This window comes from Nonomuraea sp. NPDC002799 (assembly GCF_053592075.1).
This window is the reverse complement of sequence record NZ_JBSFVA010000004.1, coordinates 303,752-329,991: the sequence shown is the minus strand read 5'-3', so window position 1 is coordinate 329,991 and position 26,240 is coordinate 303,752. Positions and strand designations below refer to the sequence as shown.

At 70.8% G+C, this 26,240-nt stretch carries 26 protein-coding genes; 12 read left to right on the top strand and 14 right to left on the bottom strand.

The window, feature by feature from the left end; translation table 11 throughout:
- Positions 1–7: 7 nt before the first annotated feature.
- On the bottom strand, positions 8–1,087 hold the full coding sequence (locus tag ACWD0F_RS10885) for a GNAT family N-acetyltransferase (protein WP_449874089.1): 1,080 nt from the start codon (positions 1,085–1,087) through the stop codon (positions 8–10).
- 76 nt (positions 1,088–1,163) lie between these two features.
- Between ACWD0F_RS10885 and ACWD0F_RS10880 the strand changes: the two genes are divergently transcribed.
- Positions 1,164–1,571, top strand: a complete 408-nt coding sequence (locus ACWD0F_RS10880; RefSeq protein WP_449874087.1) for a DUF2795 domain-containing protein — start codon at positions 1,164–1,166, stop codon at positions 1,569–1,571.
- Positions 1,572–1,574: 3 nt separating this feature from the next.
- On the top strand, positions 1,575–2,606 hold the full coding sequence (locus tag ACWD0F_RS10875; RefSeq protein ID WP_449874085.1) for a baeRF2 domain-containing protein: 1,032 nt from the start codon (positions 1,575–1,577) through the stop codon (positions 2,604–2,606).
- On the opposite strand, the gene ACWD0F_RS10870 is transcribed toward ACWD0F_RS10875, so the two are convergent.
- Genes ACWD0F_RS10870 through ACWD0F_RS10860 form a run of 3 tightly spaced genes read right to left on the bottom strand, consistent with a single transcriptional unit; the run spans position 2,596 to position 5,259 of the window.
- Complete coding sequence (locus ACWD0F_RS10870) at positions 2,596–3,153, bottom strand: LutC/YkgG family protein (protein WP_449874083.1); 558 nt, start codon at positions 3,151–3,153, stop codon at positions 2,596–2,598. The two genes, ACWD0F_RS10875 and ACWD0F_RS10870, sit on opposite strands and share 11 nt — an antisense overlap.
- Positions 3,140–4,531, bottom strand: coding sequence for a lactate utilization protein B (locus ACWD0F_RS10865; protein WP_449874081.1), 1,392 nt, complete (start codon positions 4,529–4,531; stop codon positions 3,140–3,142). Before ACWD0F_RS10865 ends, ACWD0F_RS10870 begins: the two co-directional genes overlap by 14 nt.
- On the bottom strand, positions 4,528–5,259 hold the full coding sequence (locus tag ACWD0F_RS10860; RefSeq protein WP_449874079.1) for a (Fe-S)-binding protein: 732 nt from the start codon (positions 5,257–5,259) through the stop codon (positions 4,528–4,530). Before ACWD0F_RS10860 ends, ACWD0F_RS10865 begins: the two co-directional genes overlap by 4 nt.
- Before the next feature lie 89 nt (positions 5,260–5,348).
- Here ACWD0F_RS10860 and ACWD0F_RS10855 point away from each other — a divergent pair, with 89 nt between their 5' ends.
- Positions 5,349–6,050 (top strand): FadR/GntR family transcriptional regulator, encoded by a 702-nt coding sequence (locus tag ACWD0F_RS10855; protein WP_449874077.1) that lies wholly within the window; start codon positions 5,349–5,351, stop codon positions 6,048–6,050.
- Positions 6,051–6,059: 9 nt separating this feature from the next.
- Here the strand turns inward: ACWD0F_RS10855 and ACWD0F_RS10850 are convergent, their stop codons facing one another.
- Positions 6,060–7,490: a sulfatase family protein gene (locus ACWD0F_RS10850; protein ID WP_449874076.1), complete on the bottom strand. Its 1,431-nt coding sequence runs from the start codon at positions 7,488–7,490 to the stop codon at positions 6,060–6,062.
- A gap of 82 nt (positions 7,491–7,572) precedes the next feature.
- Between ACWD0F_RS10850 and ACWD0F_RS10845 the strand changes: the two genes are divergently transcribed.
- Complete coding sequence (locus ACWD0F_RS10845; protein WP_449874074.1) at positions 7,573–8,574, top strand: LLM class F420-dependent oxidoreductase; 1,002 nt, start codon at positions 7,573–7,575, stop codon at positions 8,572–8,574.
- Positions 8,575–8,607: 33 nt separating this feature from the next.
- On the opposite strand, the gene ACWD0F_RS10840 is transcribed toward ACWD0F_RS10845, so the two are convergent.
- Entirely contained in the window at positions 8,608–10,149 is a 1,542-nt protein-coding gene (locus ACWD0F_RS10840; RefSeq protein WP_449874073.1) for an FtsX-like permease family protein, read from the bottom strand.
- Positions 10,146–10,826: an ABC transporter ATP-binding protein gene (locus ACWD0F_RS10835; protein WP_449874071.1), complete on the bottom strand. Its 681-nt coding sequence runs from the start codon at positions 10,824–10,826 to the stop codon at positions 10,146–10,148. Before ACWD0F_RS10835 ends, ACWD0F_RS10840 begins: the two co-directional genes overlap by 4 nt.
- 338 nt (positions 10,827–11,164) lie before the next feature.
- Between ACWD0F_RS10835 and ACWD0F_RS10830 the strand changes: the two genes are divergently transcribed.
- Positions 11,165–11,371, top strand: coding sequence for a hypothetical protein (locus ACWD0F_RS10830; RefSeq protein WP_449874069.1), 207 nt, complete (start codon positions 11,165–11,167; stop codon positions 11,369–11,371).
- A gap of 112 nt (positions 11,372–11,483) precedes the next feature.
- On the opposite strand, the gene ACWD0F_RS10825 is transcribed toward ACWD0F_RS10830, so the two are convergent.
- Positions 11,484–11,894, bottom strand: coding sequence for an ATP-binding protein (locus ACWD0F_RS10825; protein WP_449874067.1), 411 nt, complete (start codon positions 11,892–11,894; stop codon positions 11,484–11,486).
- A gap of 474 nt (positions 11,895–12,368) precedes the next feature.
- Between ACWD0F_RS10825 and ACWD0F_RS10820 the strand changes: the two genes are divergently transcribed.
- From ACWD0F_RS10820 to ACWD0F_RS10805, 4 genes are all read left to right on the top strand, one after another.
- Positions 12,369–13,217 carry a helix-turn-helix domain-containing protein gene (locus tag ACWD0F_RS10820; RefSeq protein ID WP_449874065.1) on the top strand — a complete coding sequence of 283 codons (849 nt, stop codon included), beginning with the start codon at positions 12,369–12,371 and terminating at the stop codon, positions 13,215–13,217.
- Positions 13,218–13,229: 12 nt separating this feature from the next.
- A complete protein-coding gene (locus ACWD0F_RS10815; RefSeq protein ID WP_449874064.1) occupies positions 13,230–13,439 on the top strand; it encodes a DUF397 domain-containing protein in 210 nt (69 codons plus the stop codon).
- A gap of 171 nt (positions 13,440–13,610) precedes the next feature.
- Positions 13,611–14,258: a response regulator gene (locus ACWD0F_RS10810; RefSeq protein WP_449874062.1), complete on the top strand. Its 648-nt coding sequence runs from the start codon at positions 13,611–13,613 to the stop codon at positions 14,256–14,258.
- 46 nt (positions 14,259–14,304) lie between these two features.
- Positions 14,305–15,054, top strand: a complete 750-nt coding sequence (locus ACWD0F_RS10805) for a DUF4328 domain-containing protein (RefSeq protein ID WP_449874060.1) — start codon at positions 14,305–14,307, stop codon at positions 15,052–15,054.
- A gap of 135 nt (positions 15,055–15,189) precedes the next feature.
- On the opposite strand, the gene ACWD0F_RS10800 is transcribed toward ACWD0F_RS10805, so the two are convergent.
- From ACWD0F_RS10800 to ACWD0F_RS10775, 6 genes are read right to left on the bottom strand one after another with little or no spacing between them, the layout of a single operon-like run.
- Entirely contained in the window at positions 15,190–16,827 is a 1,638-nt protein-coding gene (locus ACWD0F_RS10800; RefSeq protein WP_449874058.1) for a serine/threonine-protein kinase, read from the bottom strand.
- Between the two features lie 11 nt (positions 16,828–16,838).
- Positions 16,839–17,501: an HAD family hydrolase gene (locus tag ACWD0F_RS10795; protein ID WP_449874056.1), complete on the bottom strand. Its 663-nt coding sequence runs from the start codon at positions 17,499–17,501 to the stop codon at positions 16,839–16,841.
- Positions 17,491–18,564, bottom strand: coding sequence for an ABC transporter ATP-binding protein (locus ACWD0F_RS10790; protein WP_449874054.1), 1,074 nt, complete (start codon positions 18,562–18,564; stop codon positions 17,491–17,493). The genes ACWD0F_RS10795 and ACWD0F_RS10790 overlap by 11 nt, the downstream gene beginning before the upstream one ends.
- Positions 18,561–19,403, bottom strand: coding sequence for an ABC transporter permease (locus ACWD0F_RS10785; RefSeq protein WP_449874052.1), 843 nt, complete (start codon positions 19,401–19,403; stop codon positions 18,561–18,563). Before ACWD0F_RS10785 ends, ACWD0F_RS10790 begins: the two co-directional genes overlap by 4 nt.
- Positions 19,391–20,215, bottom strand: a complete 825-nt coding sequence (locus ACWD0F_RS10780; protein WP_449874050.1) for an ABC transporter permease — start codon at positions 20,213–20,215, stop codon at positions 19,391–19,393. The genes ACWD0F_RS10785 and ACWD0F_RS10780 overlap by 13 nt, the downstream gene beginning before the upstream one ends.
- Positions 20,212–21,366 (bottom strand): ABC transporter substrate-binding protein, encoded by a 1,155-nt coding sequence (locus tag ACWD0F_RS10775; protein ID WP_449874048.1) that lies wholly within the window; start codon positions 21,364–21,366, stop codon positions 20,212–20,214. Before ACWD0F_RS10775 ends, ACWD0F_RS10780 begins: the two co-directional genes overlap by 4 nt.
- A 112-nt stretch (positions 21,367–21,478) precedes the next feature.
- Between ACWD0F_RS10775 and ACWD0F_RS10770 the strand changes: the two genes are divergently transcribed.
- The 3 genes from ACWD0F_RS10770 (at position 21,479) to ACWD0F_RS10760 (ending at position 26,220) form a co-directional block, all read left to right on the top strand.
- On the top strand, positions 21,479–22,225 hold the full coding sequence (locus ACWD0F_RS10770) for a GntR family transcriptional regulator (protein WP_449874046.1): 747 nt from the start codon (positions 21,479–21,481) through the stop codon (positions 22,223–22,225).
- A 78-nt stretch (positions 22,226–22,303) separates the two neighbouring features.
- On the top strand, positions 22,304–22,570 hold the full coding sequence (locus tag ACWD0F_RS10765; RefSeq protein WP_449874044.1) for a DUF6504 family protein: 267 nt from the start codon (positions 22,304–22,306) through the stop codon (positions 22,568–22,570).
- Positions 22,570–26,220, top strand: coding sequence for a DNA polymerase III subunit alpha (locus ACWD0F_RS10760; RefSeq protein ID WP_449874042.1), 3,651 nt, complete (start codon positions 22,570–22,572; stop codon positions 26,218–26,220). The genes ACWD0F_RS10765 and ACWD0F_RS10760 overlap by 1 nt, the downstream gene beginning before the upstream one ends.
- The last annotated feature ends 20 nt before the right edge of the window (positions 26,221–26,240 follow it).

Below are 26,240 nucleotides of genomic sequence, written 5' to 3'. Positions count from 1 at the left end.
TGTGCCCTCAGTCCAGGTCGGACGGGACGAGGCTGTAGACGACGGCGTCACGACCGTCCAGTCCGGCCCGGGCCACGCCCTCCCTGACGAAGCCGGCCTTCTCCGCCACCCGCTGCGAGGCCGCGTTGGTGACCAGCACCTGGAGCTGGAGCCGCCGGAAGCCGTGCTGGTCGAACAGCCAGCGCGCGACCGCCGTCACGGCCTCGCCCGCGTACCCCATGCCGCGCGCCCACGGGGCGATCGCGTAGCCGATCTCGGCCTTCCGGTGCTCCCAGTCGAGGTCGCGGAGATCCAGGTCGCCGGCGTAGCGGCCGGTGCCCGGCTCCTCGATCGTCCAGACGACGCGCGCGCCCTGGATGCGCATCCGTTCGGCGTGGCCGATGTAGGCCCTGGCGTGCCCTTCGGTGTATTCGCGCGGCGTGCCCCAGCCGGCCTGGGTGAGCGGGTCGGCCCACACGGCGGTCAGGTGCGGGGCGTCCGCCGGGACGTGCGGCCGCAGGAGCAGCCGCGGGGTGCGCAGCTCCGTCCTGGGCAGGGCGCTGGAGGGGACGCCGCTGTCCTCGCGCAGCAGCCCGAAGACGACGACGTCGTGCGGGACGTCGCCTTCCATGACCGCGCTCCGCAGCACGCCTTCCCAGGTGAAGCCCGCTTTGTGGGCCACGCGGAGCGAGGCCAGATTGTCCACGTCGGCCGTCAGGTCGATCCTGCGCAGCCCGATCGTCCCGAACGCCCAGCCGGCCAGCCCGCGCACCGCCTCGGTGGCGAAGCCGCGCCCGCGGTAGAGGGGGTGGACGCCGTACCCGACCTCGGCCGTGCCCGTGCTCCACGAGGTCTTGAACAGGCTGATGGAGCCCACGATCAGCCGGTCGGCGTCGATCATGGCCAGGTGCACGCCCTGCCCGGAGCGGCGCAGCTCGTGCACGCCGCGTAACAACCACTGCGCGATGCCGGAGACCCTGGCCGGGGCGCCCGGCGGGAGGAACTGGACGCCGGACTTCACGATGGAACGGATCCGGCGGGCGTCCCGGGGGCCGAAAGGCCGGAGCGTGAGCCGTTCCGTGACGATGTTCACCTCGGGATCGAACACGCTCGGCAGGCTACACAGCCTGGATGTTTGCCCACGAAAGCGGGGGTAGGGCGCAATTGAGAGGAGTGAGGGACATATGGAACGTGGGAGCGACAAGCACAACCCCCGGCTTGACGACCAGCAGAAACACGAAACCGAGGGTCTGATCCGCGGCGGGGGGACCACGCATGCCGAGGAATGGAAGGATCCCGAGGGCATGCCGGCGGCGGGCGAGGGGCCGGCGCAGTCGTACTCCCCGGGTCACGAGCCCGGCACCGCGTCCGGCATCACCGCTCAAGGCGTTGACATTCGCAGCAATCTGGCCAAATGGCTCAGCGACGCGCAGTGGCCCGCTCGCCGGAGCGGGCTGATCCACCACGCCGAACGCGCGGACGCGCCGGACCCGATCGTGGACCTGGTCCGCTCCCTCCCGGAAGGCCGCTACAGCAACGTGGCCGAAGTGGCCGAGGCCCTCGGGCTCGGTGTGGAAAAGCGGAGGTGGTGACCGGTGCGGCTCGACTTCATCCGGCCGCTGTACGAGCGGCGCGGCCCGTACGCGTCGGTGTACCTCGGCGCGCTCACCGGACCGGAGCGAAGGTCGCACTGGCACGGCGTGCGTGACCGGCTCGAAGGTCTGATGGACCTTGACGGCCGGGCAGGCCAGGCGACCCTGGACGCTCTGGAGCCGGAGGCCCTGGCACCCGCGCCGGGGCGGGCGCTGTTCGGCAGGCACGGGGAGGTGGCGCTGGCCGAGACGCTGCCGGGCGTGCCGTACGAGCTGGCGGCGTGGTCCGCGCTGCCGCAGATCACCCCCATGCTCATGCGGCGCGGCGAGAACGTGCCGCATCTGCGGGTGATCGTGGACCACGCGGGGGCCGAGCTGACGGTGTTCGGCGGCGGAGCGCCGCGCACGGCCATCGTCGAGGCCGCCTCGTGGCCGCTGCAGAAGACCGCGCAGGGCGGCTGGTCGCAGAAACGGTATGAGCGGGCGGTCGACGAGACGTGGGAGAAGAACGCGGTCGCCGTCGCCCACGAGGTCGACGAGCAGGTACGCCGGACCGGCGCGGAGCTGATCCTGGTGGCCGGCGAGCCGAAGTCGCGCTCGTACCTGCTGCAGCATCTCGGCACCAAGTCCGCCGACCGGGTGATGATGGTCGAGCACGGCAGCCGCTCCGACCACGGGCAGTTCGAGGAGGACGTGGAGCGGGCCCTCGACGACTGGCTCGACCGCAGGCGCGCCGAGCTGCTGGAGCGGCATCAGGAGTCCTCGGGGCCCGCCGGGCTGGCCCGGGTCGCGCACGCCCTGTGCGAGGGCCGGGTGCAGGCGGTGCTCATGCCCGGTGAGCTGCCGCACCCCATCTGGATCGGCGAGGGCGGCACGCAGCTCGCCACCGACGCCGGCGAGCTGCACCGCTGGGGCGTGGCCGAGCCGGTCCAGGAGCGCGCCGACTCCGCGCTGGTCAGGGCGGCCGCGATGACCGACGCGGAGTTGTGGTTCACCGACGACGTCAAGGACGTGGCCGCGGTGCTCAGGTACTGATGATCACTTCCAGGGTTCGGGGGCCGTGGACGCCCTCGACCCGGTTCAGCTCGATGTCGCTGGTGGCCGACGGGCCGCTGATCCAGGTGAGGGGGCGGGCCGGATCGAGCCTGGCGAGGGCCTCCGGCACCCCGGCCACGATCTGGTCGGCCCTGACCACGCACAGGTGGTAGTCGGGGACCAGCGTCTGCGCGCGGGCGCCCTGGCCGGGGCCGTGGTCGAGGACGATCGTGCCGGTCTCCGCGATGGCCACGGCGCAGCCGGTGATCACGCCGTCGGCCGTGCCGAGGTCGTCCCAGCCGCCTGCGCGGTCGAAGCCGTCGGGGACGATCATGCGGCGTCCGGCGACGCTCGCCTCGATCCTGCCGGGCACCTCCGCGGCCGGCAGCACGTGCACGATCGCCCGGTAGTCGTCCACCCGCTCGGCGAACAACCGCACGAGATCCGTTCCCTCCTGCGTCATGCGGTAGTGGCGGGGAATCTCCACGTCCGCCGCACCGGCGACGGCCCGGCCGATCTTGGCGAGAATCTCCTCACGCGCGCTCATTCCGCTCCCACCAGTCTCTGAAGGATTCTTCCGGAATCTCCGGCACGTCCCTGGTGTCGGTCCACGCCGACAGCGGCCCCGGCAGCCGCTTGGGCACCAGCTTGCGCAGCCGCATGGCCGCGCGCTGGGCCTTGGCCAGCCGTTCGTGGTCGTTGAGTATCCAGCCGGCCACCTTCATGCCGGCGCGCTCCGCCGCCGCGTGCGGGGCCTTGGCCCGCAGGTCCACCAGGACCTCCGGGATGTCGATGGCGACCGGGCAGACGTCGTAGCAGGCCCCGCACAGACTGGACGCGAACGGCAGCGAGGCGTCCAGGTCGGAGGTCATGCCTCTGAGCTGCGGGGTCAGGATCGCGCCGATCGGGCCCGGATAGACCGAGCCGTACGCGTGGCCGCCCGCGCGCTCGTACACGGGGCACACGTTCAGGCAGGCCGAGCAGCGGATGCAGCGCAGCGCCTGGCGGCCGACCTCGTCCGCGAGCACGTCCGTGCGGCCGTTGTCGAGCAGGACCAGGTGGAAGTCCTGACCTTCGACGGCGCCCGTCCACATGCTCGTATAGGGATTCATCCGCTCGCCCGTGGAGCTTCTGGGCAGGAGCTGGAGGAACACCTCCAGGTCCCGCCAGGAGGGCAGAAGCTTCTCGATCCCGACGACGCTGATGAGCGTCTCCGGGAGCGTCAGGCACATGCGGCCGTTGCCCTCCGACTCCAGCACCACGAGCGTGCCGGTCTCGGCCACCATGAAGTTGGCGCCGGAGATGGCGACCTTGCTCCTCAGGAAGCGTTCGCGCAGGTGGAGCCGGGCGGCTTCGGCGAGCGCGGGCGGGTCGTCGGTCAGGCCGGCCGGGACGTCGGGCATCTTGTCCAGGAAGATCTCGCGGATCTCCGACCGGTTGCGGTGGATCGCGGGGACCAGGATGTGGCTGGGGAAGTCGTCGCCGAGCTGGACGATCAGCTCGGCAAGGTCCGTCTCGTACGCGGTGATGCCCTGCTCGGCCAGCGCCTCGTTGAGCTCGATCTCCTGGGTGGCCATCGACTTGACCTTGACCACCTCGGTCTCGCCGGTGGCCTTGACCAGGCCCGCGACGATGCGGTTGGCCTCGGCGGCGTCCCTCGCCCAGTGGACGGTGCCGCCCGCCCCGGTCACGGCCGCTTCGAGCTGGACCAGGTAGCGGTCGAGGTGGCGGAGGGTGTGGTCCTTGATCGCCTTTCCGGCGGCGCGGAGCTCCTGCCAGTCGGGCAGCTCGCCGACGACCGTGGCTCGCTTGCCGCGGATGGTGTGCGTGGCTTTGCGGAGGTTGTAGCGAAGCTGCGAGTTCTGTACGGCTTTCGCGGCGTTCTCCGGGAAATTTCCTGGCATGCCAAGGAAGGTGGCGCTCATTGGGCCTCCTCCGTCGCTGCGAGGATCTCGGCCAGGTGCATGGTCCTGACGCCCGTCTGCTGCCGGCGCAAGGTGCCCCCGATGTGCATCAGGCAGGAGTTGTCCGCCGCGCAGAGCACCTCGGCGCCCGTGTCGAGGATGCCCCTGACCTTGTCGGCGCCCATCGCCGCGGAGACGGCCGGGTTCTTGACCGCGAACGTGCCGCCGAAGCCGCAACACTCCTCGGCGCCCGGCAGCGGCACCAGCTCCAGGCCCCGGACGTTGTTCAGCAGCCGGGTGGGACGGTCGCCCAGGCGGAGCCCGCGAAGCGAGTGGCACGTCGGGTGATAGGTAACCCGGTGCGGGAAATATGCGCCTACGTCGTCTGTCTTCAGGACGTCGATCAGGAACTCGGACAGCTCGTAGACCTTCGGCGTGATCTCCGCGATGGCCGCCGCACCCTTGCTGCCCGGGCGGGCCAGCTTCGGATACTGCTCGCGCACCATCGCGGCGCACGACCCCGAGGGCGCGACCACGGCGTCGTACCCGGCGAAGACCTCCGTGAAGTGGCGCGCCAGCCGCACCCCCTCCTCGCGGTATCCCGTGTTGACGTGCATCTGGCCGCAGCACGTCTGGGCGGCGGGAAACTCCACGTCGCAGCCGAGCCGGCGCAGCAGCGACACGACGGCCTTGCCGGTGCCGGGAAAGAGCGTGTCGTTCACACAGGTGATGAACAGGGCGACTCGCACGACTCTCCTTCCAAGGTATGGTCCGACCACAGTATGGTCAGACCATACCCAACCACATTCATTCCGGCCACCACGAGGGAGGGGCTTCGTTGGAGGGCAGCGGCTGGCGTCCCGTCAAGCGGACGCGGACGTTCGAGGACGTCATCGCTCAGATCGAGCGGCGGATCGCCGAGGACGGCCTCACGGCGGGCGACCGCCTGCCCGCCGAGCGCCAGCTCGCCGAGCAGCTCGGCGTCAGCCGTTCCTCAGTCCGGGAGGCCATGCGCGTGCTGGAGACCCTCGGCGTGGTCTCCTCCCAGGTGGGCCGGGGCCCCGACGCCGGGGCCGTGCTCATCGCGCGTCCCGACTCGGCGCTGACGGACCTGCTCCGGCTGCACCTCGGCCTGGCCAGCCTGGAGATGCGCGAGGTGATCGACACCCGGCACATGATCGAGCAATGGGCGGCCTCCCTCGCTGCCACCGGCCGCGCCGACACCTCCGCCCTCTCCGCCGCCCTCGCCGGGATGGACGAGGCGCGGACGGCGGAGGAGTTCGTGGAGCACGACACCGCCTTCCACTGCGCGATCGCGGACGCGTCGGGCAACCGGCTCATCGCCGCCATCATGCGGTCGTTGCGCGACTCGATGCGGAGATACTCGGTCGAAGCGGTGCAACGCCTCGGCGACACCTCGATCCTGCGCGCCGACCACGTGCGCATCCTGGCGTCCATCGAAGCCGGTGACGCCGAGGAGGCCGGGCGAGCGGTGTCGGAGCATCTGGCGCACGCGTACCCGGCACTCTTCCCTAGCTGACCCCGGCGGTCACCCGCGGGCGTCAGCGATCCGGCACGAGGCCCCCGAGCAGGACGCCATCGCCTGCAACCGCTCCTCAAGGTCACGCAGTAACCCGGGATCGGCACTCCCCACCAGATTGTGGAGCTGGTACGGATCCGTGTTCAGGTCGTAGAGCTGCGTCTCCCCCGTCTCATACCGGACATAGGTATGCCGCTCCGTGCGCAACGCTCGATAGGCCGGCACCGGCGTCTGGGCGGCCGACGCGCGGTTGGCCGGCCTGGTGAACTCGATCAGCGCGTTCCTGCGCCACTGCGGCGGCGGCTTGCCGCGCAGCAGCGGCGTCAGGGACCGGCCCTCCACGAACGGCGGCGTGGCCACCCCGCCCAGGGCGGCGAAGGTCGGGGCGAGATCCACCGTGGCGCCCATGTGGCCGATCGTGGAGCCGGGCCGCACGTCGGGGCCGCGCACGACGAGCGGGATCCTGATCGCCTCCTCGAACGGCGTGGTCTTGCCCTGCTTGAGCCGGTGCGTGCCGAGATGGAAGCCGTTGTCGGAGGTGAAGAAGACGTAGGTGTTGTTGAGCTTGCCCGCCTCGCTCAGGGCGGTCATCACGGAGCCGACGAGGTCGTCGACGCCCAGCATGGAGCGCAACCTGGCGCGGTAGCGCTGGTCGACGTCGTCGAGGGCCGGCTGGAGGAGCTTGGGGCGGCTGCGCAGCCAGAGCGGCTCGTCGCTCACGTCGTCCTGGTTGAACGACGGCGTGCGCGGCGCCATCGCCAGGGGGAAGGCGTTGGCGTGCCGGACGGCGGGGTTGGCCGGGTTGTGCGGGCCGACCGGCGCCAGATAGAGGAAGAACGGGTCCCGCGCGCCGGTGATGAAGTCGTGGGCCTTGCGGGCCAGCACGTCCGACAGGTAGTCCTCGTCGGACCAGCCGTAGTCCGACAGGCTGCCGTTCTCGTTGAGCCGGTAGCCGTACTCCTCGTAGAGGGCGCGCACCGGCACGTCCCACTCGTCCCAGCCCGCCGGCACGAACGTCTCCTCGGCCGTGCGGCCCGGATAGTGGTTGAGGAACTTGCCCATCAGCCCCGTGCGGTATCCGGCCTGCTGCATCCACGAGCCGATCGTGGAACGTTCCAGACCCAGGTTGTGGAAGCGGTCGAAGCCCCCTTCCGGGGCGGTGTTGGTCAGGACGCCATGACTGTGGACGTACTGACTGCGCAGGATCGATGCCCTGGAGGGGCAGCACCAGGAGTTCGTCACGAAGAAGCGGTCGAACGAGGCCCCCTGGCGGACGAGATGCTCGTTGATGTTCGGGAAATACTGCAGGGTGCCGGCTTCGAGATCGTCGGCCATCACGAGCACGATGTTCGGCCGGGAGACGCCTTCGGCCAGCGTCGGCTCTGCCGCCGGCAGCAGAAGAAGCAGCAGGCAGGCGAGACGAAGGAGAGCCTTGCGCACAGAGTGTGACTACCCCGGATGATCCTCCATTGACACCAAGGGCCGGGCGAGCCGTAATAGAACTTAATTCCGGAGGTGTCCTATGAAGCTTGGCCTGAATCTCGGCTACTGGCAGCGCAACGCCTACGACGCGACCGAAGCGGTGCTGGCCGCCGAGCGCCTCGGCTACGACTCGGTGTGGACGGCGGAGGCGTACGGGAGTGATGTGTTCACCCCGCTCGCCTGGTACGGCGCGCGGACGACCCGCATCAAGCTGGGCACCTCGATCGCCCAGATCTCGGCCCGGCCGCCCGTCACGACGGCGATGACCGCGATGACCCTCGACCACCTCACCGGCGGCCGGCTGCTGCTCGGCGTGGGCGCCTCGGGGCCGCAGGTCGTGGAGGGCTGGTACGGCCAGCCGTTCGCCAAACCCCTGGCCAGGACCCGCGAGTACGTCGAGATCATGCGCAAGGTGTGGCGCCGCGAGGAGCCCGTGATGAACGACGGCCCGCACTACCCGCTGCCGCTGCCGGGCGAGCTGGGCAAACCCCTCAAGCTCATCACGCACCCGCTCCGCCCGGACATTCCCGTCTATCTCGGCGCGGAAGGTCCGAAGAACGTCGCGCTGGCCGCTGAGCTGACCCAGGGCTGGCTGCCGCTGTTCGCGTTCCCCAGCAAGATCGAGGAGATGTACGGCTCGGCGCTGTCGGGGGCTTCCGAGGACTTCGACGTGGCCGCCATGGTGATGGTGGTGATCTCCGACGACATCCGGGCCGCGCTGGACGGCGTGAAGATGATGCTGACGCTGTACATCGGCGGCATGGGCGCCAGGCATCGCAACTTCCACGCCGACATCATCGGCCGGATGGGGTACGCCGAGGCCGCCGAGCACATCCAGTCGCTCTATCTGGCGGGGAAGAAGGATGAGGCGTTCCGGGCGATCCCGGACGAGCTGGCCGACGGCATCTCGCTCGTGGGGCCGCCTGGGCGGATCAAAGAACGGCTGGAGTTGTGGCACAAGAGCCCGGTCACGAGCCTGCTGGTCATGGGGCCACGCGACGAGCCCTCCCTGAAGCAGGTCCGCGACCTGGTCCTCGGCTGATCGCATCGAAGGCCCGGGGCCTCGGCACGGCGGTCAGTCCGGGCGTGGGGCCGGGTCTTCGGTGACCGTTCTCAGCAGCGGCCGGCTCAGGGCGCCCGCCCCGATCACGCCCGCGAAGCCGGCCACCACGCAGCCCACCAGCGTGATCACCCCGACCGTGCTCACCCCGCCGATCATGAAGGGCACCGCGCAGAACACCCCGGCCAGGATCGCCCCGCCGCCCATGACCGTGAGCGGGATGAGTGTCTCCGCGCGCCGGGCCTGGTCGAGCACCTCCAGCGGCGTGCCCGCGAGCCGCAGCAACCCGTACGTCTGCCGCCGGTCCAGGATCGACGACGCGGCCGTGATGCCCGCGCTGGCGATGGCCACGAGGAACGACGCGGAGAGCACCACCACGGTGCCCACGCGGATGTCGGCCAGGATCTGGCTGCCGAAGCGCTGGTCGTCGGCCTCGGTCGTGGGGGTGCGGCCGGGAACGAGCCCGGCGAGCGCGGTGCGCGCCCGGTCCATGGTGGCCGCGTCGGCGTCGCTGCCCAGGGCGGTCACCACGACGGCCAGCGCGGCCAGCAGCACGAGCACCCGTACGAACCGCAGGGCGGGCGGCGTCTGCCGCTTGGCCACGCCGAGCGGGCTCACCACGACGCGCCGCAGCCCGGCCACCGCCGAGAGCCCCACCAGCAGCGGCACCGCGACCAGCACCCCCGCCAGCACCAGCGGATCGGGGAACAGGTCGGAGACGAACCACGGTCCGCCCTGTATCTCGACCCCGGCCAGCAGCGGCGCGGCCACGGCGAAGACGACGGCGCCGGCGAGGGCGCCGGCCAGCGCGACGATCACCGCCTCCGCCACGGTCATGCCCACCACCTGGCCGGGCGTCGCTCCGATGAGCCTGAGCGCCGCCAGTCGCTGATCGCGTCTGGCCACCGTGAGCCGGGCCGCCGCGCCGCCGAAGACCAGCAGCGGCACCGCCATGAGCACGCTCGCGACGAGCGAGAGCATGCGGTACGCCTCCGCGTCCTCGCTCGTCGCGCCCGCCAGCGTGGCCACCTTGGTCGGCGGCTTGGCCACGACCCAGTCGTCGGCGCGGGACGCGGTCACCTCAGGGGCGTCCGGCCCGTGGCCGACGACCGCCACCAGCTCGTCCGGATGGACCAGCGCCTCGTCGCCGAGCACGCCCTTGGGTTCGGGATAGCGCTTGGCCAGTTCGCCGGCGGGCAGCCGCTCGGCGAGCGCGGCGAGGGCCGGGGACAGCCATACCTCGCCCGGCTGGGGGAAACGCGGCATTCCGGGCGGCGCGGGCGCGTCCCTGCCGAGCGCGGCCAGGTCGACGACGGTGATCGCCTGGTCGCGTACGTAGTCGTAGCGGGAGGCCTCGATCGCCACCGCGCCCGCCGTGGCCGGGACCGGGTTGCGCCAGGCGCCGCGTTCGGCCCTGGCGTCGAAGGCGAAGTTCACCGCCACGGCGAACAGCAACAACGCCGTGGACACGGCCACCGCGCCCAGCGTGAGCCAGGTGCCCAGCAGGCCCCTGCGACCGGCTCCCCTGAGCAGCCGCCAGGTCAGGCCGAGGTTCATCCGCGCACCCCGCCCACGGCCAGGAGGCGGCCGTCGCGGACCTCGACCGTGCGGTCGCACCAGGCGGCCACGTTCGGGTCGTGGGTGACGACGATCAGCGAGGCGTCGTTGTGCCGGGTCGCCTCCACCAGCAGCCGCATGGTGTCCTGCCCGGTCTGCTGGTCGAGCGCCCCCGTGGGCTCGTCGGCGAACACCACGGCCGGCTTGCTCACCAGCGCCCTGGCGATGGCCACACGCTGGGCCTGGCCGCCGGACAACTCCCCCGGCCGCCGGCCCTCCATGGCGTGCAGGCCGAGGGGCGCGAACCACTCGCGCGCCTGCCGTACCGCCTGGGCCCTGGCCACCCCGCCCAGCATCAGCGGGAGCGCCACGTTCTCCTCGGCGGGCAACTCCGGCAGAAGCTGGCCGAACTGGAAGACGAAGCCGAAGCGGGTGCGGCGCAGCGCGCTGCGCCGGCGCTCGCCCATGGTGTCGATGCGCTGCCCGAGCAGGTGTACCTCGCCCCCGTCCGGTTTCATGATCCCGGCCAGGCAGTGCAGGAGCGTCGACTTGCCGGAGCCGCTCGGGCCCATGATCGCCACCGCTTCACCGGCTCGTACGGCGATGTCCACGCCGCCCAAGGCCACCGTCTGCCCGAACCGCTTGGTCAGGGCCCGTCCAACAAGTACGTCGTTCATGACGTACAGGCTCCCGGCGGAGCGGGGTGCGGCGGATCGGCCGTGCGTCCATCCCGCCTCGTCCGAACGGCTGATCCTGCTGACGAACGCCGTACGGCAAGACGCTCGGCGGTGCCGCCTTCGGCCTCCAGGTCGGGGATACCGGATGAAGCGGACAAGGTGCTGGCGCGGATCCAGGTCGCGAAGTACGACCTGGCCGCCTAAATCCACAGCAAGGGTGTGTGCGGGCTCGCCGACCAGGGGTCCTCCAGCGCCGCCTTCAACCTGAGCGAAGACCTGAGAAGTCCGAGGGGAACGTCATCACCTCGGAGGAGGGTTTCGCGGGGCCCAAGGAACCCATGGCCGGAGTCAGCTCGGAGAGCACGGTGACGCTGTGGTGCACCCCCACCCGGATGTTCGTCACCGTCGAGGCCGAGGACCTGGGAAAGGCGCGGGTTTTCGGTAACGCGGCGGCCAAGCAGACCAAGGAGGAGCTGACGGTCGTGGTGGGCACGCCGGAGGCGGTTGAACAGTCACTCCCCGACGCGACCATGAACGGCCGCTAACCCCGTTTCCGCAGGTGACCCGCACCCCGGTCTTGAAGTGCATGAGCCCGCGTGTGCGCGGGGCCGTGCTCCGGGCCATGAATCACGACCTCCGCCGCTATCGCCTGCCACCTCAAGGAGGGACATCCGCGTACGTGACGGCGGCCTTCTCCGTGGTCAAGACCTCCGCCTTCTTGGCCTCTACCGGCACCTGCGCCCAGACCACGGACTGGTCCTGACCGAACCGCCGCACTCCCCACTTCTCGGTCAGATCATCGACCAGCCACAGCCCCCTCCCATCCGTCCGGTCCTCGCCTGGCTTGCACGGATAGGGCACAACCGCAGACCCGTCATCGATCACCTCGACACCGATCACGTCATCCGCGACCAGTTCGATCACGACCCGGACCCGACCCCCAGAAACCCCTGAGCGGGTGTGCCTGACCGCGTTCGAGACCAACTCGCTGACCACCAGCAGCACGTCATCGAAGTCGCAGCACACCCCCGCCAGGACCGCCTTGACGCACTGCCGCGCCACGGGCACCGATGCCGCAACCCCTGGCAACCAGAACCCGCCTAGTTCCCGGACCCTGCCCATTACGGCACCATCCGCTCAAGAATCGCGATGGGCGCATCACGCACCGCCACACCAACTCGCGTCCAAGGCCATAGCCCCCACGAAAAGACGTCATCGTCCTTATATTTCACAATTCTTACCCGATACCTTTTACGCCCTGAATAAGGTCTCACGAGAAAATCCGGGCACCCTTCTACCGAGCCCTGCGCCACGCTCACCCTCGCCCCCAAAACGACCAAATCTTCCGCCAGTTGCAGAATGTGGCTCATTCGTTGCGCTTCGTGAGCACTAGCAGGCATGGCGAAACTTCCCTGAATGTGGGGGGATGCGGCAGATTCTGCTGGTGCACGCTCTGCCTTCGAAGCTATCGTGCATGAGCAGTAGCCCAAATGCAATAGCGCATTTGCGATTACAGCTATGGAATCCGCTAAGCTGTCCGGCGTGGCACGTCACAAGGCCCCAACGACCCGTCTTCGTCGGCTTGCTTATGAATTGCGCCAACTCAGGAGCAACGCCGATCTAACCTCTCAGCAAGTAGCCGAAGCGACAGGTCTCGTCCCGTCCACGCTGTTCCGCCTTGAATCCGCCAAAGTGAAGCCACAAGCCCGCACATTGCGGACACTTTTGGATCTATATGGCGTAACGGACGATCAGCGGCAGGAACTGGAGGCGCTTCTCAAAGCTGCGTCTGATCAGACTTGGTTGCAGCCCGCATCGGAGCATCTGCCCGGCCCTTACGCGGCCTATATCGGTTTCGAGCATGAGGCAGAGAGCTTGCTCAACTACGAGTCTTCGTTCATGCCCGGCCTTGTCCAGACCGAAGACTACGCGAGAGCTGTAATCATTGGATCATCGCCACAGGTGCCAGAAGGCGAAGTCGAGAACCGAGTGTCAGCGCGACTGGAACGGCAAACACGTTTGACACGGGATCAACCGCTGGTGCTCAACGCCGTGATAGACGAGGCCGTACTGCGACGGATCGTCGGCGGCAGGGCTGTTATGCGCGCTCAGATTCAGAAGCTCAGAGATTCGATTCAGCAGCCCAACATCACCTTGCAACTGATCCCAAATGAAAGCGGATCGCATCCTGGCATGTACGGAGCTTTCGCGATCCTTCGCTTCTCCGAGGCTCAGGATGTGGTCTACATGGAATCCAGCGCGAACGACCTCTTTCTGGAAAGTCCAGAAGATGTCAAGAGGTTTAACCTGATGTTTGAGCACCTTCAGGCCGTGGCTGCCAGCCCGGAGGCGACAGACACCTTCTTGGCCACCGTGCTCGACGAAACCTGAGAGGAGGATCTGATGGAAAAAGTCGATCTTACTGCGGCGGTCTGGCGCACCAGCAGCCTCAGCGGCGGCAACGGCCAATGCGTGGAGGTTGCCGTGGTCGGCGAGCGTATCGCCGTGCGAGACAGCAAGAACCGCGCGGGTAGCGTCCTGCTCTTCACCCCCGATGAGTGGCGAGCTTTCACCGGCGGTGTTCGCTTGGGTGAGTTCGACCTGCTTAGCTGACTCAATAGCGCGTGCCCGGCTGCTTGGAATGGTGGCCGGGCACTGCTCCGTCAGATCAGGGACGACCCTCTAGGCGATTCGTCAGCTTGATCGGTCTCGGAACGATCAGCAGGAACCAGGCGTGCCGGCCGTGCCCGCCTCGTCCGGACGGCTGATCCTTAGAGTTGGGCCGTGACTATTCGGGTTCTCATCGCGGACGACCAACAGTTGGTACGCACCGGCTTTCAGATGATTTTGGACGCCCAGCCGGACATGGAGGTCGTGGCCGCCGTGGCCGACGGCGCCGAGGCGGTGGCCGAGGCCAGGCGGCTCAGGCCGGACGTGTGCCTGCTGGACATCAGGATGCCCAAGCTGGACGGTCTGGAGGTGACCAGGGCGCTGGCGGGGCCCGGCGTGGACCATCCGCTGCGGGTGGTCATCGTGACCACGTTCGACCTGGACGAGTACGTCTATGGCGCGCTCCGCGCGGGCGCCACCGGTTTCCTGCTCAAGGACAGCGGGCCCACCCTGCTGATCGAGGCGGTCAAGGCGGCCGCGGCGGGTGACGCGCTGGTGTCGCCCTCGGTGACCGTACGGCTGCTGCGGCACCTGGCCCAGCCGAAGCGGGCCCCGCAGGCCGCGAACGACCCGCTGACCGATCGCGAGCTGGACGTGGTGCGGCTGGTGGCGCGAGGGCGGACCAATCAGGAGATGGCGGCGGAGTTGTTCGTGTCGCTCTCGACGGTCAAGACGCACCTCGGCAGCATCCAGGCCAAGCTCGGTGTCCGCAATCGGGTAGAAATCGCTGCTTGGGCGTGGGAATCCGGCGTGGTGAGCTGATTAACAGCGGGGCTCGCGGGATACAAGTGAATCAGAACCTCAGCGCATGGCCCGGGGGGAGAACAACGTGCGCTACACCCAGGCATCGCCCGCGAAAGCCGCTTTTGCCGTATACGTGACGCTAGCCGCCCAGGTCTTCTCCCTCGGCGCCCTCGTGCTCTTCGAACAGCTCCGCGGGCGTGAGCTCGCCACCCGGCTCGCCACGTTCGGCGGCCGGCCTCAGGGGGCCGACGCGGAGGCGGTGGTGGGCGAGGTGACGACGTTCGCGGTCTTGATGATGCTGGTCGCGGGCACCACCGTGGCCGCCGCCGCCGCTTACGTGACCTGGCTCGTGCGGGCCAGACAGGCCAACGACCGCTCCGCCGCCTCGGGTCCGGTGGCCGCCTCCTGGCTGCTCCCGGGTCTCAACCTGGTGGCGCCCGCGGTGCTCGTCGACGAGGTGTGGCGCGGCGCCAGGCCACCGGCCGGGCAGCGCGGGCGGTGGCTGACGCTGCTGCTGGGATGGTGGGTGAGCTGGCTGGCCATGCTCGCGCTCATCACGATCCGGCTGCCGCTCGGCTCCTCGGCAGGGGATCTGACGGGGGTGGGGCTGCCCGAGCTGAGCTGCGCCGCGGTGGCCGCCCTGCTGTGCGCGGCCACGGTACGCGAGCTGACCCGCCTGCAGCGGGCCTCCCGCTCCACCCGGGCCGCCGAGCCCGCCACGGTGCGCACCTTCTCCCCGCCGCCGCAGCAGCCGGCCACGGGCGCCACCCCGATCGGGCACGAGGTGGGGGCCGCCGGGGGCAGTACGACATAGCGGACGCCGCAGTCCGCTCGGCCTTGCGCACGCCGCCGCTTTCCGGCGCCGTGAGGCCGAGCGCACGCCGCCGCCTTCCGGCGCCGTGAGGCCGAGCGCACGCCGCCGCCTTCCGGCGCCATGAAGCTTCGGTGGCTACCGCCGCCCGAGCCCCTGCGGCGCCTTCTCGCCGCGGAGCTCGAAGTCGTCGAACGTCGTCTTCAGCAGCGACCGGTCGTCCTTGGGCGTCCGCGCGAACAGCCCGACGAATCCGTTCCCGATCCCGTTCGGATCGTCCACCTGGTGCACGCGCTTGTCGTTCACCCACAACGTCAGCCGCACGGTCGCCCCGCGCTGCTCGCAGGAGGCCACCATCCGCGCCTTGCCGGCCGGCTCGTCGAGCTGGACGGGCTGGGCCAGCGTGCTGCCGGACCCGTCGTAGACGCGCCGGATCCTGGCCTTCCCCGTCGTGTCGAGCGCGAACTCGTAGTAGGAGCCGTCGTCGGCGTTGTGGCAGTAGACGCCGTACTCGCCGGTCCCGGTCGACCTCTTGACCTCGGCGGTGACGCCGACGAGCACGGTGGTGGGCAACATCGGCGTGGGCGTGGCCGACGGCTCGGGCGTGGTGGTCGGCGTGGCGACGATGAAGGGGGCGGGCGCCTTGGCCCGCCGCTCCTCCCAGGTTCCCCCCACGTCCAGCCCGTACGTGCCGTCGGTGCGGTAGCCGTAGCTGGAGGCGGCGGCGGGGTCGTAGGTGCCCTCCCAGCCGCCGGAGGTCTGGGTGAAGTCCTCGGCGTACAGGACGCCCAGGTCGCCGGGCGGCCCACCGGGGGTGAGCACCGCCCACGCGCCCACGGCGACGGCCGCCACCACGGCCACGACGGCCGCGATCACGGCGATCAGCTTGCCACGCGGCCGGTCCGGCAGGCTCTGCGTCAACGACGTGGTGGCGGCCTGCTGCCAGGCCACCTGCACGGTCCGCGCCGCCTGCTCCGGCGCGGCCGACCGCCCGACGAGGTGGTCGAGGAGCTGCTGGGCCGTGGGCCGCTGGGCCGGGTCCTTCAGCAGCGCCGCCCCGACCAGCTCGCGCAGGCCGGGCTCGACCTCGCTGAGGTCGGGCTCGGTGTTGAGCACCTGGTAGAGGATCGCGGGCAGCGTGTCGCCGCCGAAGGGCGCCCGCCCGCTGGCCGCGTACGCCACCAGGCAGCCCCACGAGAACACGTCGCAGGCCGGGGAGACCGGATCGCCCCGCAGCACCTCAGGAGCCATGTAGCGGGGCGTGCCCACCAATTCGCCGGTGCCCGTGAGGCCGCCGAGCGTGTCGAGCGCCCGCGCGATGCCGAAGTCGATCACGCGCGGCCCGACGGGCGACAACAACACGTTGGACGGCTTGAGGTCCCTGTGCACCACCCCGGCCCCGTGGATGGCGGTGAGCGCGGTGGCCACGCTGACGGCCAGCGCGTCGAGGCTGGAGCCGCGCAGGGGGCCGGACCGGCGGACGGCCTCTTCGAGGTTGGGCCCTGGCACGTATTCGGTGACCACGTAGAGCTGGCCGCCGTCGAGCGCGGCCTCGATCACCGCGGCCGTGCAGAAGCGGCGGACTCGCTGAGCGGCGTCGGCCTCCCTGCGAAAGCGCATGCGGAACTGCTCGTGCTGGCTGAGCTCCGGGTTGATCACCTTGACGGCGACCCGTTGCCCAGCCGGGTCCTCGGCCAGGTGGACCGTGCCCATGCCGCCGCGTCCCAGCACGCTGAGTAACCTGTAGCGCCCGATGTGGGAGGTTTCACCGCTCACGCCGCGTTAGCTTACCCACATGGGGCATCCTCCGCAGGTGACGCGGGTCCCCATCCGCGAAAGACCTCGCGTACGCGGCCCAGCGAGGGCAGTCCCTTCGCCGGCCCGGCGACCAGAACGCGGCAGCCGGCCGCCGTGGCCGCCGCGATGCCCGCCGGGCTGTCCTCGATGGCGACGCACCGCGCGGGCACCGTCCCGAGCCGCCGCGCCGCCTCCAGATAGGGATCGGGGTACGGCTTGCCGCGCTCGGTGTCCTCATCCGCGATCACCAGGTCGAACGTGTGCCCCAGCCGCGGCAGCACCAGCTCCACGATGCTCCGGGGGGAGGCGCTGACCAGGGCGGTCCTGATGGCGGTGGCGGCGAGCCCGGCCAGGAGCTCCGGCGCTCCCCGCACGACCGTCAGGCCCCGCCCGATGCGGTCGGCGAAGGCGTCGGTGAGCCGCCCGGCCAGTGCCGGCTCGCCCAGGTGCGCGGCCACGTCCCCGATCGTCCGCCCGTGGACGTGCGGGACGTCGGCGGCCCCCAGCGGGCGGCCGAGTGACGCCGCGACGGCGGCGGCCGCCTGCCACCACAGCCCCTCGGTGTCGACCAGCGTGCCGTCCATGTCGAGCAGGACGGCGTCGGGCCCGTCGAGGTCGGGGCCGAGCAGGACGCCGCCGGGGTCAGACGGCATCGGCGGCCACGACGGGCGCGGGGACCGTGACCGTGCGGGCCGCGACCAGGACGGGCCGCTCCACCAGCCGCACGACCACGCGGGTCCCGGGCGCGAGCCGTACCGCCTCGTGTCCCGGCACGTCGGCGAGTACCTCCCCGCCATCGACCGCCAGCCGGAGCCGGACGGAGGCTCCGCGGAAGGACGCGGCGAGCACTTCGGCGGGGCCGTCCACGGTCGCGGTGACCTGGACGGCTTCCGGACGGATCAGCACGTCGACGGACGGATCAGCGGGAACGGGACCGTCCACGGGCAGGAGCTGCCCGAGCACCGTGACGTGGTCCCCGGAGACCTGCCCGGCCAGGTGGTTCATGGCGCCGACGAACTCGGCCACGAACGGCGTGGCCGGCCGGTCGTAGATCTCGGCGGGCGCGCCGGCCTGTTCGAGCCGCCCGTCGCGCAGCACCGCCACCCGGTCGGCGATCGACAGGGCCTCCTCCTGGTCGTGGGTGACGAAGATGGTGGTGATGCCCAGGTCGAGCTGCAGGCGGCGGATCTCCTCGCGCAGCGCCACCCGCACCTTGGCGTCCAGGGCCGACAGCGGCTCGTCCAGCAGCAGCACGCGCGGCTCCAGGGCGAGCGCGCGGGCCAGGGCGACGCGCTGCTGCTGGCCGCCGGAGAGCTCGTGCGGATAGCGGCCGGCGTGGGCAGGCAGCCCGACGCGTTCGAGGAGCTCGTCCGCCTTCGCCCGCCTCGTGGCCACGGGCACCTTGCGGACGCGCAGGCCGAAGGCGACGTTGTCGCGGGCGGTCAGGTTGGGGAAGAGCGAGTAGGACTGGAAGACCATGCCCGCGTCGCGCTTGTTGGCCGGAACGTTCGTGACGTCCTTGCCGTCCACCAGCACCGCGCCGGAGTCCGGCCGTTCGAACCCGGCCACGCACCGCAGCGCCGTCGTCTTGCCGCAGCCCGAGGGGCCGAGCAGCGCGACGAGCTCGCCGGGCGCCACGATCAGGTCGAACCCGTCCAGCGCGACCGTCTTGCCGAACACCCGGCGCAGCCCGCGGAACTCCACCGATGCGGTCATTTCCGCTTCTCCTTACCGAACGCCCTCGACACGGCCAGCAACAACAACCAGATGAGGAGGAGGCTAAGGATCGAGACGGCCACCGAGAGCTGGCCCTTGGACCCGGAGACGGTCACGATCCACACCGCGAACGGCTCGTAGCCGAGCAGGCTCGCGACGGTGTACTCCCCCAGCACCAGGGCCAGGGTCAGGAACGACGCGCTGGCCAGGGCCGAGCGCAGGTTGGGCACGACCACCCGGAGCAGCACGTACGGCCACGAGGCCCCCAGGTTGCGGGCCGCCTCCACCAGCGTCCGCACGTCCATGGTGTGCAGCCCGGCGTCCAGCGACCGGTACACGAAGGGCAGCACGAGCACCACGTACGCCAGCACCAGCACCACGGGGAAGCCCGGATCCTGCATCGCGATCACCGTGCCCCAGAACGGCGTCGGCGCCAGCACCTCGGTCCCGGTGCGCAGCGACGTGCCGATCCCGGCCACGAACGTGATCGGCGGCACCACCAGCGGCAATGTGCACAACACCTCCATCACCGGGCGCAACCGCGGCGCGAAGAGGCGGACGGCCAGCATCGCGGGCAGCGCCAGCAGCAGGACCAGCACGATCGTGGCGACCGCCAGCGCCAGCGACATCGTCAGCGACCGCACGAACCCGTCGGCCGTCAGCAGCTCGCCGTAGGCGGAGAACGACACCCCGGCGGTGGGCGTGTAGATCGTGTACCAGAGCGAGGCGCCGAGCGGGATCAGGAAGTAGGCCGCGGCCAGCAGGAAGACCGCCCCGCGCCACACCCGCGGCCGGGACGCCCGCCCGGAGACGCGCTCCAGGCCGGTCAGTGCAACCATCGGGAGCTCCTCCTCTGCAGCGGCAGGTAGATCGCCATCACCAGGCCGGCCACCAGGACCATGTCGAGGCTGAGGGCCAGCGCGATGTTCTCGTAGCCGATGAGCACGTCGCCGGTGAGCGCGCTGGCGATCTTCAACGTGACCAGCGGGACGACGGTCCCGACCATGGCGTTCGCGGTCGCGTACGCGGAGAAGGCCGAGCCGAACAGCAGCACCACCCCGCCCAGCATCGCCGGCGCGAGCACGGGCAGCGCGACGAAGCGCCAGTAGTGCCAGGCGGTGGCCCCGCTGTTGGCCGCGGCCTCGCGCCACTGCGGGCGCAGCCCGTCCAGCGCCGGAGCCATGACCAGCACCATCAGCGGGACCGCGAAGTAGAGGTAGACCACGGCGAGCCCCCAGAAGGTGTACAGCGCGCCCGAGGGCAGCCCGACGAGGCCGCTGATCACGCCGGAGTTGCCGAGCGTGGCGATCCAGAAGAACGCCAGCGGCACCCCGCCGAAGTTGGCCAGCACGCCGGAGGCCGTCAGCACCGACTCGCGCAGCCACCTGGAGCGGGAGGTCACGACGGCGTAGGCGAGGAACGTCCCCAGGGCGGCTCCCGCCAGCGCGACCACGGCCGACAGCTTGACGCTGCCGATCATGGCGGTGAGGTAGCCGCCCCGCAGGCTCTGCGCCAGGTTCGCCGTGCTCGGCCGGCCGTCGGCCGTGAAGGCCCCCGCCACCAGCGCGATGGCGGGGACGCCGAACACGAACGCGTAGAACGCCAGCAGCGGCAGCGCGCCCAGCCAGCCCCTCGAACGGGTGCGGCTCATCCCGAGATCGCGGTGTCCCAGCCGCCGGCCAGCTTGGCCTTGGCCGCGTCCACCTGCTCGCTCGTGGGGAACGCGGGCGTGCCATCCACCGCGGGCAGCTTCGCCGCCAGCGCCTGGTCCACGGTGCCGTCGGAGGTCATGACCGGCAGCAGGACCGGGCGGGCGAAGCCCTTGAGGTAGAGGTTCTGGCCCTCGGCGCTGTAGAGGTACTCCTGCCAGAGCCGGGCGGCGGCCGGGTGGGGCGCGTCCTTGTTGATGGCCTGGGCGTACATCTGGAAGTACTTGCCGTCCGTGGGGATGTTCACCTTCCAGTCGAGGCCCTTGGCCGCCATCTGGGGCGCGTAGGCGGCGTTGTTGTAGTCCCAGTCGATACTGATCTGGGTCTCGCCCTTCTCGATGGTCGCGGGCGTGGTCTCGACCGGGTTGTAGTTGCCGGCGTCCTTGAGCTTCTTGAAGAAGTCGATGCCGGGCTGGATGTCGTCGAAGGAGCCGCCGCTCGCGATGGCGGCCGCGTACACGCCGGCGAAGGCCGAGCCGGACTTGGTCGGGTTGCCGTTCATCGCGACCTTGCCCTTGTACTCGGGCTTGAGCAGGTCGGCGAAGCTCAGCGGGCAGGTGGTGATCTTCTTGGCGTCGCAGCCGATGGACACGTAGCCGCCGTAGTCGTTGACCCAGAGCCCGGTGGCCTCCTTCTGGCCCTCGGGGATCTTGTCGAACACCTGCACCTGGTAGGGCGCGAACAGGCCCTCCTTGGCGCCGCTGATCGCGAACGACTGGCCGAGGTCGAGCACGTCGGGGGCGCGGTCCTGACCCTTGCGGGTCTTGACGGCGTTGATCTCGTCGGCGCTGGCCGCGTCGGGGGTCTCGCTCTCGATCTTGATGCCGTACTTGGCCTGGAACTTCTCGATGATCTCGCCGTAGTTGGCCCAGTCGGGCGGCAGGGCGATGACGTGCAGGCTGCCCTCCTTCTTGGCCGCCTCGACGAGCTTGTCGAGGCCGCCGAAGGCGGCGGCCGAGGCGGCCGTGGCCGCGTTCGTCCCGCCTTGGGAGGCTTGAGTGGTCTGCTGGGTGCCAGGAGCGGCTCCGCACGCCGCTGTTACTAGGGTGATGGCCGCGGCTACGCCGGCCGCACGGGCGCGAGGTGTGAACACGACGCCTCCACTTTGCTGGGGGTGTGGAAAGAACCTAAGGGAACTTGTACAAACAAGCGAGCACCAGTAAGTCGCATGAACGTTGCTCTTTCGTGAATGACAGGGAGCGGGGATGGTTGCGCGTTATGAACTGATCGCCGATGAGCTGCGCGGGGAGATCATCGGCGGCGCGCATCCCGTCGGCTCCCAGCTCCCCAGCGAGTCCGAGCTGGCCGCACGGTACGGCGCGGCGCGCGGCACGGTGCGCCAGGCGGTGGCCGTGCTCGCGGCGGAGGGCCTGGTCGGCTCCCGTCAGGGCGCCCGGCGCATCGTGCTCGGCACCGCGCGCAGCCAGAGCTTCGCCGAGTTGCACAGCTTCGCGCAGTGGGCGCGCGGCAACGGCCACCGCTTCGGCGGCCAGGTGATCGAGCAGCGCCGCAGGGCGGCCGACGCCGCCGAGGCGGCCCGGCTCGGCACCGAGGAGGTGCTGGAGGTGCTGCGCCTGCGCTCGCTGGAGGACGAGCCCGTGCTGCTCGAGCGGACGGTGTACGCCAGATGGGTGGCCGCCGCCGTCGAGCGGCTCCCGGCCGGCTGCGAGTCCGTCACGGAGGCGCTCTACGACGCGATCGGGCTCGTGTTCGCCTACGGCGAGCACCTCATCGACGCGGTCTCCGCCGGCTCACGGGACGCCAGGCTCCTGGGGGTGCGCCGGGGCAGCCCGCTGCTGCGCCAGCGCAGGACCACGACCACCCATGAGGGCAGGCCGGTGGAGTCGTCGGACGACCGCTACCGGCCGGGCAGCGTGACCTTCAGCATCCGCAACTCGATCGGCGCGAACCCGCTCGCACGGCAGGCAGGCGACTTGCGCTTGAGGCCGTGAGAACATATGTTCGACTCGTAAGCGCCCGTCTTCCCCCGGGTGGCTCAGCAACCGACCAGAGCCGCGGGGAGAAGCGTCTTGAGCAGACTCTATGGCGATCCGATAGAGGTGTGGACCAGAGACGGGGAGCCGACCCAGTTCGTCTGGCGCGACCGGCTCTATCTCGTCCGCCGTGTCCTCGACCACTGGGTGGTCGCGCGCGAGTGGTGGAAGACCGGCGAGGGCGATCCCGGCGAGCGCCAGTTCTGGCGGGTGGAGGCCAGCCCCGGGCGTGAGGTGGGCTCCTACGAGCTGCGCTACGACACCGCCGGCGACGGCTGGCTGCTGCTGCGGGCGTGGGACTGATGGCGCCCCCGTTCCCGCACCTCAACGTCTGCTCCTCCTACTCCATGCGCTACGGGACCGCCTTCCCGCGGGCGCTGGTCAGCCGGGCGGCCGAGCACGGGATGGACATCCTGGCGCTGACCGACCGCGACGGGCTCTACGGCGCGATCAAGCACGCCCAGGCGTGCGCGGAGGCCGGGATCGCCCCGGTCCTGGGCGTGAACCTGGCGCTCGACGTCCCCGCCCCGGCCTTCGCACCGGTGCCGGGGATCCATCCGCCCCGCCCGAGGACGGGGCCGAACGCCGAGGACCGCGTCACGGTGCTGGCCCGCTCCGGCGGCTGGTCGCGCCTGTGCCGCCTCGTCACGGCCGCCCACCACACCGGCGAGCGCGGCGCGCCCAAGGTGACCAGGGAGCTGGCCGGCGAGTGGGCGGGCGGTCCCGGCGAGCACGGGTTCGGCGCCGATGACGGGCTCGTGGTGCTGCTCGGCCCCAGGTCCGACGTGGGCCGCGCGGTGGCCGAGCGCCGCGACGAGCACGCCAGGACGCTGCTCGGCCTGTGGCGCGCCGCGGTGCCCGGCGTGGTGATCGAGCTGGTCGACCAGTACGGCTTCCGCGACGCCATCACCGCCGTGCGCATGCTCGGCCTGGCCGAGTCCATGGGCGTGCCGGCCGTGCTGACCAACGCCGCGCGCTACCTGGACCCGGCCGACCACCAGGTCGGCGACGTGCTCGACGCGGCCCGCCAGCTCGTCCCGCTGCACCCGCGCCATCTCGACCGGACGACCTCCCACGCCTACCTCAAGAGCACCAAGGAGATGTGGCAGGTGGCGGCCAAGGTCTGCGGCGCGGACCAGGAGCGGGTGGCGCGGCTGCTGCGCACGACCAGGCGGCTGGCCGAGGCCTGCTCGATGGATCCGCTCAGCCTGCTCGCGCTCCGCAACAACCCGCCCGACCTGCACCTGCCCGAGATCGGCCGCGATCCGGTGCCGCTGCTGCGCCACCGGGTCGAGGACGGGCTGGCCACCCGCGGGCTCGACCGCTCGGACGGCGCCAGGGAGCGCCTGCGGGCGGAGATGGCCATCATCGAAAGCAAGCGCCTGTCCGGATATTTCATCGCCGTGGCCGGCATCACCGACATGATCCGCGGGATGGGCATCCGCTGCGCCATCCGCGGCTCGGGCGCGGGCAGCCTGGTCAACTACCTCATCGGCATCGGCGAGGTGGATCCGCTCGAACACGGCCTGCTCATGGAGCGCTTCCTGTCCGAGGGCCGCATCGGGCTGCCCGACATCGACATGGACGTGGAGTCGGCCCGCCGGCTCGACTGCTACAAGGCCATCTTCGACCGCTACGGCGAGTCCCGCGTGGCCTGCGTGTCCATGATGGAGACCTACCGGGCGCGCAGCGCCATCCGCGACGTCGCGGGGGCGATGGGCCTGCCGCCGCACGAGATCGACGCCATCGCCAAGGCGTTCCCGCACGTCAGGGCCAGGCAGATCACCGCCTCCCTGAGCGACCTGCCCGAGTTGCGCGACAGCCGGCTCGGCGAGGCGGGGCTCGACCGGGTGTTCCGGCTGGCGGAGCGGCTCGACGGCCTGCCCCGGCACATCGCGCTGCACCCGTGCGGCGTGCTGATCGGCAACTCGGGGCTGCGCGACAGGACACCGGTGGAACGCAGCCTGCTGGAGTTCCCGATGTCGCAGTTCGACAAGGACGACGTGGAGGAGGCGGGGCTGCTCAAGCTCGACGTGCTGGGCGTGCGGATGCAGTCCGCGATGGCGTACACGCTGGGCGAGATCAGGCGCGTGGACGACGTCGTGGTCGAGCTGGACACCCAGCGGGGCGACGATCAGGAGGTCCAGTACGTGCCGCACGACGACCAGGACACCTACGACATGATCTGCGCCTCCCGGACCCTCGGCTGCTTCCAGATCGAGTCGCCGGGCCAGCGCGAGCTGGTGGCCAAGCTGGAGCCGCGCCGGATGCACGACCTGATCGTGGACATCTCGCTGTTCCGGCCGGGGCCGGTCAACTCCGACATGGTGACGCCCTATCTGGAGGCCAGGCACGGGTGGCGGCAGCCGTACTATCCGCACGAGCGGCTGCGCGCGGCGCTGAAGGAGACGCACGGCGTCGTGGTCTTCCACGAGCAGGTGCTCAAGATCATCTCGGTGATGACCGGGCGCGACCTGTCGTTCGCCGAGCAGCTCAGGCGCACGCTGGGCACGCCGGAGGGGCGGGACCGGGTGCGCCGGGCGTTCGTCCCCCTGGCCAGGGCCAACGGGTTCGGCGACGCGGCCGTCGAGCGGGCCTGGAAGGTGCTGGACGCGTTCGGGGCCTTCGGGTTCTGCAAGGCGCACGCGGCGGCGTTCGCGCTGCCCACCTACCAGTCGGCCTGGCTGAAGCGGCACCACGCGGCGGCGTTCTTCGCCGGGGTGCTCACGCACGAGCCCGGCATGTACCCCTCGCGGGTCATCATCGACGAGGCCCGGCAGTGCGGCGTCAAGATCCTGCCGCTCGACATCAACAAGTCGGGCAAGGACTGGCGGGTGGAGCGGCTCGGGCCACGCGTTCAGGTGCGGGTGCGGCCGGCCGCCCTGGAGGCCGGTTCCGGGGACGACGCGCGGCGCCGGGTCAGGGACTTCAAGATCGAGGAGATCGGCAAGGGGTACGCGCTGCGGGTGCCGTTCTCGGCGATCAAGGGGGTGAGCGAGGCGGAGGTCGAGCGCATGGTCGCCGGGCAGCCGTACACGTCGCTGGCCGACTTCTGGGACCGGGCTCGCCCTTCGCGGCCCACGATCGAGCGGATCGTCCAGGTCGGCGGCCTGGACGCGCTGCACGAGCTGCGTCCTGGCGGCCCGCGCTGGCGGCCGGGCGAGCTGACCAGGCGCGACCTGATCGCCCAGATCGGCGCGCTCGACCGGTCCTCGTCGATCGGCGTCCGGGCGGGCCCCCGCGCGTCCAAGCGCTACACCTCCGCCCGCCCCGCCCGCCCCGAGCCGCAACCGTCCACCCAGCTCCCGCTGGGGTTCACCGAGCACCTCCCGCCCGGCGAGCTGCCCGAGATGACGGAGTCGGAGATGGTGGAGGCGGAGCTGGAGATCCTCGGCATCGACGTCAGCCGCCACGTCATCAGCTTCCACCGCGAGCTGCTCGACGCCCTCGGGGTGGTGCGTTCCCGAGATCTTCTCGCCCAGCGCAACGGGGCGGAGATCCTGGTGGCGGGGGTCAAGGTGGCGACGCAGACGCCTGCCGTCCGCTCGGGCCAGCGGGTCATCTTCACCACGCTGGACGACTCGACGGGGCCGATCGACCTGACGTTCTTCGAGTCGGTGCAGGGCCGGTGCGCGGCGACGGTGTTCGGCTCGTGGCTCATGCTGGCCAGGGGGGTGGTCCGGCGCACGGGCACGCGGGCGGTGTCGATGCGCGCGGTCGACTGCTGGGACCTGGCGGACCTGGACGCGCTCTGGCGCGCCGAGGGCGCCGACGCGGTCCGCGCCGTCCTCGGCCGGGCGCCGCAGGAGCAGGCCGGGGTCGGCGGACGCCAGATCGAGTACGCCAACGGCTTCCGCCTGTCCCCCTACTCCGACCTGGCCCCGGCCGTCGCCGGCCCGCCCCGGCGGCTCTGGCACGCCAGCCAGGGCAGCTCGGGACCGACGGCCGCATAAGCCCCCGGGCGGCACGGGGC

Coding starts and splice junctions, on each gene's coding strand:
- ACWD0F_RS10760 (WP_449874042.1), top strand. CDS start 22,570: ATGGCGCCCCCGTTCCCGCACCTCAACGTCTGCTCCTCCTACTCCATG.
- ACWD0F_RS10870 (WP_449874083.1), bottom strand. CDS start 3,153: ATGAGCGCGCGTGAGGAGATTCTCGCCAAGATCGGCCGGGCCGTCGCC.
- ACWD0F_RS10770 (WP_449874046.1), top strand. CDS start 21,479: ATGGTTGCGCGTTATGAACTGATCGCCGATGAGCTGCGCGGGGAGATC.
- ACWD0F_RS10835 (WP_449874071.1), bottom strand. CDS start 10,826: ATGAACGACGTACTTGTTGGACGGGCCCTGACCAAGCGGTTCGGGCAG.
- ACWD0F_RS10780 (WP_449874050.1), bottom strand. CDS start 20,215: ATGAGCCGCACCCGTTCGAGGGGCTGGCTGGGCGCGCTGCCGCTGCTG.
- ACWD0F_RS10840 (WP_449874073.1), bottom strand. CDS start 10,149: ATGAACCTCGGCCTGACCTGGCGGCTGCTCAGGGGAGCCGGTCGCAGG.
- ACWD0F_RS10880 (WP_449874087.1), top strand. CDS start 1,164: ATGGAACGTGGGAGCGACAAGCACAACCCCCGGCTTGACGACCAGCAG.
- ACWD0F_RS10845 (WP_449874074.1), top strand. CDS start 7,573: ATGAAGCTTGGCCTGAATCTCGGCTACTGGCAGCGCAACGCCTACGAC.
- ACWD0F_RS10805 (WP_449874060.1), top strand. CDS start 14,305: ATGGCCCGGGGGGAGAACAACGTGCGCTACACCCAGGCATCGCCCGCG.
- ACWD0F_RS10785 (WP_449874052.1), bottom strand. CDS start 19,403: ATGGTTGCACTGACCGGCCTGGAGCGCGTCTCCGGGCGGGCGTCCCGG.
- ACWD0F_RS10865 (WP_449874081.1), bottom strand. CDS start 4,531: ATGAGCGCCACCTTCCTTGGCATGCCAGGAAATTTCCCGGAGAACGCC.
- ACWD0F_RS10815 (WP_449874064.1), top strand. CDS start 13,230: ATGGAAAAAGTCGATCTTACTGCGGCGGTCTGGCGCACCAGCAGCCTC.
- ACWD0F_RS10790 (WP_449874054.1), bottom strand. CDS start 18,564: ATGACCGCATCGGTGGAGTTCCGCGGGCTGCGCCGGGTGTTCGGCAAG.
- ACWD0F_RS10830 (WP_449874069.1), top strand. CDS start 11,165: ATGGCCGGAGTCAGCTCGGAGAGCACGGTGACGCTGTGGTGCACCCCC.
- ACWD0F_RS10795 (WP_449874056.1), bottom strand. CDS start 17,501: ATGCCGTCTGACCCCGGCGGCGTCCTGCTCGGCCCCGACCTCGACGGG.